General features: G+C 36.3%; 8 protein-coding genes. All 8 read right to left on the reverse strand.

The window, feature by feature from the left end; genetic code table 11:
- Nucleotides 1-102: 102 nt before the first annotated feature.
- Nucleotides 103-1,899 carry a chloride channel protein gene (locus tag ACFS6I_RS14805; protein ID WP_380921769.1) on the reverse strand — a complete coding sequence of 599 codons (1,797 nt, stop codon included), beginning with the start codon at nucleotides 1,897-1,899 and terminating at the stop codon, nucleotides 103-105.
- 437 nt (nucleotides 1,900-2,336) lie between these two features.
- Nucleotides 2,337-3,815: a sulfatase family protein gene (locus ACFS6I_RS14810; RefSeq protein WP_380921771.1), complete on the reverse strand. Its 1,479-nt coding sequence runs from the start codon at nucleotides 3,813-3,815 to the stop codon at nucleotides 2,337-2,339.
- A gap of 110 nt (nucleotides 3,816-3,925) precedes the next feature.
- A complete protein-coding gene (locus ACFS6I_RS14815; RefSeq protein WP_132772673.1) occupies nucleotides 3,926-5,509 on the reverse strand; it encodes a M60 family metallopeptidase in 1,584 nt (527 codons plus the stop codon).
- 194 nt (nucleotides 5,510-5,703) lie between these two features.
- Nucleotides 5,704-8,874 (reverse strand): efflux RND transporter permease subunit, encoded by a 3,171-nt coding sequence (locus ACFS6I_RS14820; RefSeq protein WP_132772675.1) that lies wholly within the window; start codon nucleotides 8,872-8,874, stop codon nucleotides 5,704-5,706.
- A gap of 33 nt (nucleotides 8,875-8,907) precedes the next feature.
- Nucleotides 8,908-10,053, reverse strand: coding sequence for an efflux RND transporter periplasmic adaptor subunit (locus ACFS6I_RS14825; RefSeq protein ID WP_132772676.1), 1,146 nt, complete (start codon nucleotides 10,051-10,053; stop codon nucleotides 8,908-8,910).
- Nucleotides 10,054-10,078: 25 nt separating this feature from the next.
- Nucleotides 10,079-11,407: a TolC family protein gene (locus ACFS6I_RS14830; RefSeq protein ID WP_346588477.1), complete on the reverse strand. Its 1,329-nt coding sequence runs from the start codon at nucleotides 11,405-11,407 to the stop codon at nucleotides 10,079-10,081.
- 4 nt (nucleotides 11,408-11,411) lie between these two features.
- The gene (locus ACFS6I_RS14835) at nucleotides 11,412-11,999 is read right to left on the reverse strand and encodes a TetR/AcrR family transcriptional regulator (RefSeq protein WP_132772678.1); all 588 of its coding nucleotides are present in this window, start codon (nucleotides 11,997-11,999) and stop codon (nucleotides 11,412-11,414) included.
- Between the two features lie 304 nt (nucleotides 12,000-12,303).
- Entirely contained in the window at nucleotides 12,304-12,729 is a 426-nt protein-coding gene (locus ACFS6I_RS14840) for a c-type cytochrome (RefSeq protein ID WP_168127460.1), read from the reverse strand.

Raw genomic sequence — 12,729 nt, forward strand, 5'->3', positions numbered from 1 at the left:
AGATTATTAACCTGAATTATCGCGGAAAATTTGACGATTTATGTGTGCTATTTGAAGCCCGGAAATTTGATCCGAGATATGAAATATTTAGGTTTGAGCCACTTATTGTTCTAAATAAGCTGCTTGTCTCATCAATAATGCCCGATATTTATTGAAGACAGCTGACTTCGATAAAAAGCCCTTATATTTTCCTTTTTCATCAATGACAGGAAGCATCCATACATCTTCTTTTTTCATTTTCTGCATAACTACTTCCATATTGGTACCCATTTCAATAATGTCTATAGGTTGCTGTGCCAGTTCGCTCATTTTCATTTTTAAACCATCGAGGTTCTCACCTAATAAAATTTCCAATAAGCGCTCACTATAGATAAGTCCTATAAATGTTCCATCATAATCTACAACAGGAAAGATATTTCTTTTGCTATGGATAATGTCATGGTTTCTATCTTTGGCAAATTCATCAGGACGCATGATTGTGAAATTATTTTCAAGTAGATGACGTAGTTTCATCATACTTAGAACTGTTCTGTCTTTGTCTTCGTACGTCAATAAGTCGCCCTGTTCCGCTAATACCTTGGTGTATATCGAATGTTTCTGTACTGCACGATTAATGAAATATGTTGTGGCAGCGACCAGCATAAGTGGAACCATCAGTGCATATCCACCCGTGATTTCTGCGATAAGAAATATCGCTGTAAGAGGGGCATGCATAATACCGCTCAATGCTGCAGCCATACCAACCACCGTGAAATTAGCAACATTTAGATCGACAAGACCCGTTAGGTTCATTCCATATGAAAAGGCGAATCCCATAAGGCCCCCCATGATCAGGCTTGGGCCAAATACGCCACCATTGCCGCCACTGTTTAAAGTAACCAAAGCTGCAAGAGATTTAGCAAATACGGTAACAATAGTAAATGCAACAACAAGCCAGCCTATATCACTATACCGTGAAAACATACTGTTGCTCAGGATGTCCTGATGACTTCCGTCTAATATTTTTTGTATCGTGATATAGCCTTCGCCATAAAGTGAGGGAAATAAGAAAATTAAGATACCAAGACTTATTCCACTTACCCATACTTTACGGTATGGATTAGTTATTTTTGAATATAGATTCTTCAGCCAAGTTGTTAATCGAGCAAAGTAGATTGAAAATCCTCCAATAATAGTTGCTAATCCAAAGTAATAAATTAGGGCATGAAACTCCCAGTCATCAGTTACCAAGTGGAATAGGGGTTCGCTGTATAAGGAACGCGAAACAGCTGCTGCTGTTGCCGTAGAAATTAAAAGTGGAATAAATACGGGTATTGAAAACTCAGGAAGGAGAATTTCAATAGCAAAAATCATTCCGGCAACCGGGCTGTTGAATGCTCCAGATATTCCAGCGGCCGCCCCACAGGCTAATAAGAGTGTTATCTCTTTATAATTAAGACCAAAAAAACGTCCGGTATTGGAACCTATCGCTGCTCCACTATATGCTATCGGTGCTTCAAGACCGGCAGATCCACCGAAACCAACTGTAATCGCACTGGTAATAATTTGAGAATAGATATTATGGGGTTCGATACGACTTGACTTGCGGGATATTGAGTAAATAATTGGGGTAATCCCGTGTTCAAATTTTCCTTTTTTTATAAACCTTCGCACATAAATAACACTTAACAATATACCAATTAATGGGAATAGGAGGTAGATGTAGTATTTATATTGTGACTGCACTTCATTTTGTAGTGATGCCGCTATCCAATGGGTAAGTCCTTTAAGGGTGGCCGCAGCAAAACCTCCTATAAGACCAACTAAAAGAGCAACAATGACTAAGAAATTTTTATTTGAAATCTTTTTAGTGCGCCACCTATTAAATAGCTCTAGCTGAAGATATAATCTTCCTATCATGACTTTTTAAATTTGCCGTTCACAACTGAAATGATTGTGACTCTGCAAATGTAAGATTTCAGGATAGATCCGTGTAAATATTTATATATTTTTTTTATGATGAACAAGATCTTTATTAATTAAAGTAGTTATTTTGATGATATTAAGTTTAGCATCAGATATTTGACAACTTCCAGAATTTAGTATTTTTAGATAAAAAAATTTGTATTTGCTCATCGTGCAATAAATTGTATTATAGTAATTTGGTTTTGTAATCGATCAAAGTTCAGATTTAAAAAATATAGCATTGGGGCAAATCGTTGCAAACAAATTGCTTTTTGATTTGTATTCTATATGCGATCAAAAGAGTGTACCACTACACTCTTTCTTTAGGTTAATAGTTTACGAATAGCAGTTTTACTGCTATTCGTATTTTTGTTGATAATTCTATCAGTTGTTTATTTCAAAGTCTTGGATTGGAAACCTTTAAGTAAATGAGCAAGCTCATCTACTTTTTTCGGATATTTGTTAATCAGGTTTACGCTTTCGGAAATATCATTTTTTAAATCGAATAATTGAGCGTTTTGCTCTTTAATTGGAGGTATGTACTTCCAATTATCTTTTACAATGGCTAGGTTATGATAACCTTCCTGAACTAATATAGATCTGCCTTTCGGAGATTTTCCGAGTAAAGCCCCCAAAATATCTTCACTATCTGAAGCCTCTCCATCAGGAATGGACTGATTGAAAAATTTTGCAAAACTAGCAACAAAGTCCATCTGACTAACTAGTGCATGTGATACAGCAGGTTTAATAACAGCCGGCCAGCTGATTATAAAAGGAACGCGGGTGCCACCTTCATAAACATCTGTTTTCCAGCCACGAAGCGGGCCTGCTGGTTTATGCTGACCATTTAGCTCAACAGCTCGATCTGCATATCCATCATCTAAAACAGGTCCATTGTCACTGCTAAAGACAATCATCGTATTTTGGTCAAGTCCCAGTTTTTTTAATTGTTCCGTGATTTGACCAACCACCCAATCCATTTCTAATATTGCATCACCACGATAGCCTAATTTACTTTTACCTTTAAACATCGTTGCTGGCATTCGAGGTACATGAATATCATGTAAAGCAAAGTATAGAAAAAATGGGCTGTTTGTGTTACTTTTTATAAAATCTTGAGCTTTTGAAAGAAATGTAGAGGCAAGTTCTTCGTCTGTCCATCTGGTTTGTTTTCCACCGCTCATATATCCGATCCGTCCTATTCCGTTTACAATAGTATGATTGTGGCCAACTGAAGATTGTAATTTTAAAAGCTCAGGATGTTCTTTTCCTGTAGGGTCTTGGCCAACTTTTTTTCGGTAATCTATCTCTATAGGATCATTGGGATCAAGACCTATAATGCGATGGTTTTCCATAAATACAGTAGGTACACGATCTGCTGTGGCGGGGAAAATAAAAGAATAGTCAAAACCAACTTCATTTGGTCCGGGTTTGATATCTGCATTCCAGTCTTTACTGGTTTTATCCCCTAATCCAAGATGCCATTTTCCAACAATACCTGTTTTGTAACCAGCGTGCTTAAATACTTTAGGTAATGTTAATCGGTCTGTAGGTACAATAAGTGGGGCATCACCAGGTAATATATTTCTCCCAGTTTGTTTCCATGGATATTCTCCGGTCATCAATGCAAATCGGGATGGGGTACAGGTGGCGGAGGTGCTGTGCCCTCTTGTGAACCGGATTCCATTTTTAGCTAATTCATCTGTATGTGGAGTTGATATTTCTTTTGCACCATAACAGCTTAAATCACCGTAACCTAGATCATCAACATAAATGAAGATTACATTTGGAGTTTTACTTTTATCTTTTTTTTGGCCATATACATGTATACTGCAAATAAAGAGAAAGGATAATAAGATAAAATTTCGCATAATTTGTAATAATATTTTTTAAATATTTTTTATTATATGGATAGTAAAGTGTTACTATAAATAATAAAAAAAAGAATCAACAATACTTTGTCGATTCTTTTTTATTAATATTAATCGGTCAGCGTAGAGATATCCATATCTGGCTTTGGAAGATTAAGTTGTTGAATTTCTTTTTTGCACTTATCAACCATTTCTTGTGTCATTTCGTATGTATAATTACCATAATCATCATAAGTAAATTTTCCAACATGGAAGAAGCCATACAGATCAAAGAAATCTGTGAGATCAAGTTTTGCGACCTGAGATGCTGTTTTTACAAAATTCAATTGGTGTACAGCAGGGTTGTTTCCACGATCGCCCATTACTTGACCGCCACCGCGTCTGCTTCTACGTTCAGGATTCTGTTTGCGGAAAGCTTCAAATAAATCAGGATAAAAATTAGGATTTTTACCTTGATTTGCGAAATACAGTTGAAGTTGCCAGAAAGGTACTAAGCGATTGAATACATCTGGATCCTGTAGGTAACTTATTTTACCATTAATGATACTTTCTCTGGATTTTTTGTAATTACCTTGTTCTGAAAGACGGCTTTTATTGCCATAAGAAGTTGTTACATAAAGAGAGAAAATATTATTACTTACTTCACCCAATCCTCCCCAGTTCAAGTAAGGTCTTAATTGATGTACGTGTCCTACTTCATGTGAAAACCCCCAACATGGATCCCCTTTGATTACGCGGGCCGGGTCTACAACAAGCGGCATTGCATTGCCAGGATCCGTACCCATATAAGCAACTCCATCTCCGTCACGGAACATGTAATAATTATAATTTACACGCGAGAGAATTTTGTTTTCAGGGACTTTGTTATATTTAATAAGTCCCATAATACGATGCTGTCTGTAAATAAGAGAATCATAATTACTGATCAGCTCGACACCTTTTCCATAAGCATACTTTTTAATATCGGCAGCAGGGTAGGCAATCTGAATGTGTCGACCTTTGGCATCAATAACCGGATATACAGCCTGATCTACCAATTTGTTCCAATCTTGATCATTGTTTTTCGTAATATCAAAGTAACCATTAACTGGGCTACCAATAAAATGTACACTGATTGCTTTTTCTTTTTTAGGATTTTCGGAGAAATAATCGATATAAGCCAGGCCGTCGAAATCTTTGACATCAATGATGTTGATACCATTTTTGAGTTTAAATTCTTGCTTTACAATACCCCATCCCTTTGGGTCTTTGGTCGGATCCATTCCTTCGGGAGCTCGGCGGTTCCAATTTGGAATGATCAATTTAACTTCATTATCTGCAGCGATATGATCGACAGATATGATATGGCGACCTATAGGCAGATAAATTCCGGTTATATTTTCATATTTGCTGTATCCATCACCGATCATTAAGTTATGACCTAAGGTTGAAGGGCTAAGGATAGCATTGTATTCTGCAAACCTGTACTTTTGATCATATTGATTATTTAATAAGGAGGTGGCAACCTGTTTGACCTGTGGATTTTTAATTTTATCAAGATCAGATTTTTTGATTCCTTTTTTTAGCTTAACGGCTAAAGGAGTTTCGAATACTTGTAAGTCTTGATAAGCGTCTGCATAGTCTTTAGCAGATTGCGCATGTAGACTACTTATCGTACCGGCAAGCAGTAATAAAGTAATGAATTTTAGCTTCATATTTAGATGGTTAGTTGAAGTGCTAAAATATCAAATTGTGCTAACATTAAAGCATTTTTCAATTGTAAGATTATTGTTAAGATTGTAGCTTCAACTGGCAATGTTTTTAGCGATTTGAAATAGCTTATAATCAAGAAAGCCTTTCAAAATGAATTGAAAGGCTTTCTTGATTATATTGAGATAAATTTTAATGTTTAGTGGGCAGATAAATTTTTAGCTTTTTCTTCATCAAAATTAGCTTCTAACTCGGCTAATTTCTTTTTACCATAAGCCAGTCGTGTGATCACAACGAACAGTACTGGAACGATAAAGATTGCTAAAACTGTCGCTGCAGACATACCACCAAATACTGTCCAGCCAATTGTTTGGCGAGAAATGGCTCCGGCACCAGTCGATAACATCAAAGGAATAATACCTAAGATAAATGCAAAAGATGTCATGATAATAGGACGCAGACGAAGCTTAACAGCATCTAATGTTGCCTCATATAAGTTCATTCCGATATCTACACGTTCTTTAGCAAACTCAACAATTAGAATCGCATTTTTAGCCGCTAAACCAATAATCGCAACTAAACCAATTTGTGCATAGATATTATTATCTAATGCTGGAATCAATGTTAATGTTAAAATTGCTCCAAATACCCCTAGTGGTACCGATAATAAAATTGAGAATGGAACAGACCAACTTTCATAAAGAGCAGCTAGTAGCAAGAATACAAACAGAATACATAAACCAAAGATCATAATAGTCATATTTCCAGATTTTGTTTCTTGTAAAGCCAATCCTGAGAAATCATAACTATAACCGTTCGGCAATGTTTCTGCGGCAACTTCCTGAAGCGCTCTGATGGCATCACCGGACGAATAACCAGGCGCAGCACTACCACTGACCTCTATACTTCTAAAGATGTTATAGTGATTGATAATAGCTGGATTCTGAACAAGGTTCCAAGTAACCAATGAACTTAAAGGAACAGATTCACCGCGAGCATTATTAACATATAATTTGTTGATGTCCTCAATGTTCATACGGTAATCTTTATCCGCCTGAGATACAACCCTAAAGTTACGTCCGTATCTTGTAAAATCATTAATATAAGAAGATCCAAGGTATGCAGATATAGTGGTATATATTGTCGAAACAGGAACCCCCATTTTCTTCGCTTGCTCTCTATTAACAGATAACTTGTAATTTGGAGTTTTTGTGTTAAATAGGGTATAGGCCATACCGATTTCAGGTCTCTGATTGGCTGCAGCTAGGAATTTACCAACAACACCTTCGAAGACTTTGATATCTACGGTCTGTTGATCTTGAATCATTAAACTGAAACCACCAGAAGTACCAAGACCAGGAATCGCAGGAGGAGTAACAGCGAGTACACGTGCTTTACTATAGCCAGCATATTTACCCATGATACCACCCGTAATTTGGTTAGCAGTACGCTTTCTATCTTTCCAAGGTTTTAGAGAAACGAAAACTGTCGCTACGTTAGGCTGGAAAGCTCTGTTCAAAATATTGATACCGGCAATAGCCGTAATATCTTTAATCTCTGGATAATCTTTACGTAATTCTTGCTCTACTTCATTTAAAATTTCTTTTGTACGTGTTGTAGACGAACCTTCTGGCAAGGTAATACCGGCAAAGAACATCCCATTATCTTCACCAGGAATAAATCCAGTTGGTTTTTTATTAAACATATATCCTGTACCAATGAAGATACAAAGTAAGATGATTAACGCCATAGGAGCCTTTTTGATACAGTATTTTACACCATTCGAATATTTGTTCGTTACTCTTTCGAACCAGATATTAAACTTGTAGAAAAACTTATTAAGACCTTTCGCTTCCGAGTGTACTGCTGTTGGTCTTAACATGATCGAACATAATGCCGGTGTTAATGACAGGGCAATAAATGCGGACAGCATAACCGAAACGGCAATCGTTATGGAGAATTGTTGATACAATTGACCCACCATACCCGGGATAAATCCTACAGGAACGAATACTGCAGAAAGAATCAAAGCAATGGCAATAACCGGAGCTGTAATGTCTTTCATGGCACGACGCGTTGCATCTGCTGCCGACATCTTATAATGATCTATGTAATGCTGCACAGCCTCAACCACTACAATCGCATCATCGACCACAATACCAATAGCAAGCACGAATGCTAATAAAGTTAAGTTATTGATCGAGAAACCGAATAATAAGAAGAAAATAAATGTACCAACAATAGATACAGGAATCGCTAATACAGGAATTAGTGTTGCTCTCCATGACTGTAAGAAGAAGAATACAACTAAAGTTACTAATAGTAAAGCTTCAATCAAAGTGTGAATAACTGATTCAATGGAAGCATTAACAACAGAAATTGTCTCATAACCGACAACATAGTCAACATCATCAGGGAATGATTTTTTTAATCTTTCCAATGCGGTATAGATACCCTCTGCAGATTGCACAGCATTACCTCCTGGAGTTTGAGAAACCATCATACCAGAAGAAGTCATACCATTTACACGCGTACTTGTTGCATAACTGAATTGACCCAATTCTATTCTCGCTACGTCTTTTAATAAAACAATTGATCCATCGGTATTTGATTTCACAATGATTTCTTCAAAATCCTGTACCGAAGATAAATCTGAATCCGTGATCACTGGGTATTCAAATACCTGATCTGATTTTTGCGGAGTAGAACCTACCGATCCTCCCGGAATTCTTAAGTTTTGTTCAGCAATTGCTGCAGATACATCTGCAGGAGTTAGATTTAAATTCGTTAATTTATTGGCATCTAACCAAACGCGCATGGAGAATGGCTGTCCAAAAGCGGTAACCTCACCAACACCAGTGATACGTAATAATGCATCTTTGATGTATAAATTGGCATAGTTATCTAAAAACTTAGCATCGCGAGTACCTTTTGGTGATACCAGTGAAACAAGCATTAAGATATCTGTATTCGCTTTACGTGTCGTTACTCCTAAACGTTTAACAGCTTCGGGTAACGCAGGTTCAGCAATACCCACACGGTTTTGAACGTCTAATGTAGCAATATCAATATCAGTACCAACTTCAAAAGTTACGGTTATCTGTGATTGACCATTCGATGTACTGTTCGAGGACATGTAAAGCATGCCCGGTGTACCATTAATTTGACTCTCAATAGGAGTCGTTACTGTTTGCTCAACAGTTTGAGCATCCGCGCCAGTGTAGTTTGCTGTTACTGAAACAGTTGGTGGGGCTACGGATGGATATTGACTGATCGGCAATGACACAATTGAAATTCCACCTACGATCATAATCAATAGGGAAATCACAATGGCAGTGACGGGTCTTTTTATAAAAACTTCTGAAATCATATGTTTTTTTGTATCTTATAAAGTCTGTGAAAATTATTTTTTTGGTGCAGCGGCATCAGGTGCAGCAGCAGGAGCCTCAGCAACTTTTACACCTGTTTGCACATTCATGATACCATCAACAACAATTTTCTCACCGACTTTAAGGCCTGATTTTACAACTACTTTATCTCCTAATTTTAAACCTAGATCAACTTTACGTTGTTCAGCTTTACTGCTATCACCAACAACATAAACGTTAAATACTCCCAACTGATCTTGAACAGCTTTATAAGGAATAACAATTTCTTCAGTTGCTGAATTCGTTTTGATGTTTAAAGATAGATTCATTCCAGCTCTCAAGACATTACCAGGGTTGTCAAAATTAGCACGTACTCTTATCGTTCCTGTCTGTGGATCTACTGCACGGTCAATAGTGGCAATTCTTCCTGGAGCTGTATACTCCGTTCCATCCGGTAATACTGCGCCGATCTGTGCTGCAGAACCTGATTTTTGTAAGTTTACAAATTGAGGAATATCACGCTCGCTCACTTGGATTTCAACTGCCACAGGATTGATTGAAGATACCGTATTTAATCGTGTAGTTCCAGGATTAACCAAAGCTCCAAGACGAACATCGGATATACCTACAATACCCGCGAATGGCGCTCTTATAGTTGAACGATTTAAGTTTGTTTGTGCTGTTGTTACAGCAGCTTGTGCACCTAAGATCTGCGCTTTTTGATTTGCTAGATCTGTTTTAGCATAATCTAAAGTTTGTTTTGCGATCGCATCTTTATCCGCTAATGCTTGGTAACGGTTTAAATCTGTTTGCACACGATCCAAATTAGATTGTGCAATTTTAAGATTTGCTCTGGCTTGATCTAAAGCCGCTGCATAGCGAGTGCCGTCAATTTCATATAATTTTTGACCTTTGGATACCGATGCTCCATCAGTTACAAATATTTGCGTTACATAACCAGAAACTTCAGCAAATAAATCAGCTTCATTCAAGGGCTTTACAGTAGCTGGATATGTTTGGTTTCCTGTGACAATTTCTTCTGTGGCAGTTGCTATGGAAACAGGTACAACACGCTCTGCTTGCTGTGCAGCCTGTTGTTTCTGAGCATCTTTATTGCCACATGACTGCCAGATTAGCGTAGTCCCAATAAAAAAAGCTGCTAATAAATGTTTTTTATTCATGATATTCTTGGTTTCTTAATGTTGTTTATTTTGTATCTACAGTTCCTAATGCTTTTTGAACATCTAGCTTACTCGATAGAAGTGCATAAAGTGCATTTAAATAATTCAATTGACTTGTTTTAAGATCAGTCTCAGCTGTCATTAAGTCTAAGTAAGTTTTAATACCTTCATCATATTGTAACTTAATTGTATCATAGACTTCCTTAGATAAGTCAACATTATCTCTTGATGTTTTCCAATCAATTAGGTTGGCATTATATGAAGCTGTTGCAAGTGCATATTCTGTGTTGACTTGATTTTTCAAATCTTCCATGCTTAAATCAATTCTACTTTCGCGTAGTTTGGATTGATTGATTTGATGCTTTCTTTTAAAACCTTGAAAAATTGGAATAGATACAGATAATCCAGCTACAGAGCTTGGGAAATTGTCATTATACAAATCCTTAAATTTGTTATTTCTATAATTAAATGCATAGTTATAAAATGCGCTTACATTTGGGAGGTAGGTCCATTTATAGTATTGCGTTTCTAATTCTTGCATTTTCTTGGACGTTTCCAATTGCTGGAATTCAATTCTATTGGTTACGCTAGCAGATGAAGTCGTGTCAATCAGAATCTGATTTTCCATATTCGCATTCTCAAAAGATAATGTAATATCAACTTTATGATCAACTGCGATTAAATTTTTTAAATAATCATATTTATAACGGCGTAATTCAATAGTCCGCTTTTCGTCCGCATTTGCATTGCTTAACGCAATTTGAGCTCTTTTGAAATCGGTTTTGTCAACCATACCAACTTCGTAGCGTACTTTAGCGTCATTATATTGTTTTTGAAGTCTAGCAATGTTTTCACGAACAATTTTGATCTGCTCTTCACTCGTTAAAATATCATAGTAAGCCTTACTCACTTCAACCACTGTGTTGATTTTTTGACTTTCAGTGTTTTGCTTATTGGATTGACGGATAAGTGTTGCTGCTTTTGAAGCTTGCATAAGTGCCGGATTCAAAATCTGTTGATCAGCCTGTAAGGTTAAAGCACTAGCATTCTTCTGTCCTAACGCAATGTTCTGTCCACCTATAAAAGAGGTGGGAACTTTAACATTATAGTTGTAAGAACCATTAGCGTTTACCTGTGGCAACCAGCCAGACAAGGCAATGTCGATATCTTTTTCGCCAATTTCCTCATCAATTGCAGCCTGTTTCAGACTGATCTTGTTGCTAAGGGCATAGTCAATGAGTTGCTGCAAATTTGCTTTAGCAGGTAACGTCTCATTGCCTGTTTGTTGGGCATAACTAACATGGTATATTGTAGTCATGGCTGCCAAAGAAAAGGCTATTTGTCTAAACTTCATAAAATTATTTATTTTTAACTCCATCCCAAATGATGTTTACAACATCTTCGATGCTTTCATTTGATTTTAATTTGTTGTGTTTCACTCCTTTAATTGCTGATACAGCAGTTCCAAAGAAGACGCAAGCTAATGCTTCTACATTGGTGTCTTTTAATTCGCCTTTATTGATTCCTGTTGTTAAGAATTTAAGTATATTACTCTGACCACTAATAGATTCATTTGTTTCATAACTGTTCACCTTATAATAAGGAGATGAGTAAAATTGTTCAAAAAAACTGAACATTTCTACATGTTCTCTGTAAAATTTTACAAAGCCTTTCCATATATGAAAAAAAGTGTCTTTATAAGTCAATTTATCATCCAGCGATCCAAAGATTGCTTCATTTAAAGTGTCGCCACAGTATTGAAACAGGCTAACGATCAAATCATCTTTCGATGGGAAGTAATGATAGATTGTACCGATTGCGACATCAGCTTCCTGAGCTATCTTGCTCATCGCTGTGCCATGAAATCCATGATCTTTGATCAACCGAAGTGTGGTCTCAAATATGGAAATCACTTTAGAATTATTTTTTGTGTATTGAACGTTCATTCGGTTCCAAATGTAGAAATTTTAATCAAATCTAAATGTCAAAATATTGTAATGAAAAACTATATTTTATTCATTGCAGACATCTATTTATTCGCATTTCCGCTGTTAACATATTTTAACATTTAGTTGGTTTGCTAATCAATTTGCATGGCCTATATTTGTACCATCATAATTTAGGTTTATAATTGGTTAGTAAAGGTTTTCATTCTCCCCGTTTGAAAACCTTTCTTTTTTTACCTAAATAGGTACCAACACAAAAAAAGCCTAGTTGATTAACTAAGCTTTCTTTAAATCATGGAATGTCCTACTTGCAATTTTTTAAACTCATCTGAACTTCTTCTAGACTGAATATTTTATCTTGCTTACCAAAATTTGTGGTAATATAGGTTAAAACATAGGCGATATCGATGTCGGTCAAGATTTCATTCGCTGGCATTTTAGTGTTAAATGTTTTGCCCGCAACTACAATTTCTTCTTCTAGTCCATTCTTAACAATACAGGATAAATGATCTCTATTTTTTGTTAAAAATTCTACATCGGTTAATGGTGGATATAATAGGCCTAAGCCTTCACCCTTATCGCCATGACAATTTTTACAATGATTAATATATATTTTTTGTCCATTTACGGCATATTGTGCTGTCTTTATATCTTTGCCTGACTGGCAACTGCTTATCGAGCATAAAGAATATAGAGCGATCAATACTCCTAAAAGATATAGTTTTATCAT

Origin of the sequence: Sphingobacterium anhuiense, from assembly GCF_042686355.1 — a bacterium.
Classification (GTDB): Bacteria; Bacteroidota; Bacteroidia; order Sphingobacteriales; family Sphingobacteriaceae; genus Sphingobacterium; species Sphingobacterium anhuiense.

Excerpts from the sequence above, each read along its gene's own strand:
- ACFS6I_RS14840 (WP_168127460.1), bottom strand. The coding sequence starts at position 12,729 with ATGATAAAACTATATCTTTTAGGAGTATTGATCGCTCTATATTCTTTA.
- ACFS6I_RS14825 (WP_132772676.1), bottom strand. The coding sequence starts at position 10,053 with ATGAATAAAAAACATTTATTAGCAGCTTTTTTTATTGGGACTACGCTA.
- ACFS6I_RS14835 (WP_132772678.1), bottom strand. The coding sequence starts at position 11,999 with ATGAACGTTCAATACACAAAAAATAATTCTAAAGTGATTTCCATATTT.
- ACFS6I_RS14810 (WP_380921771.1), bottom strand. The coding sequence starts at position 3,815 with ATGCGAAATTTTATCTTATTATCCTTTCTCTTTATTTGCAGTATACAT.
- ACFS6I_RS14805 (WP_380921769.1), bottom strand. The coding sequence starts at position 1,899 with ATGATAGGAAGATTATATCTTCAGCTAGAGCTATTTAATAGGTGGCGC.
- ACFS6I_RS14830 (WP_346588477.1), bottom strand. The coding sequence starts at position 11,407 with ATGAAGTTTAGACAAATAGCCTTTTCTTTGGCAGCCATGACTACAATA.
- ACFS6I_RS14815 (WP_132772673.1), bottom strand. The coding sequence starts at position 5,509 with ATGAAGCTAAAATTCATTACTTTATTACTGCTTGCCGGTACGATAAGT.
- ACFS6I_RS14820 (WP_132772675.1), bottom strand. The coding sequence starts at position 8,874 with ATGATTTCAGAAGTTTTTATAAAAAGACCCGTCACTGCCATTGTGATT.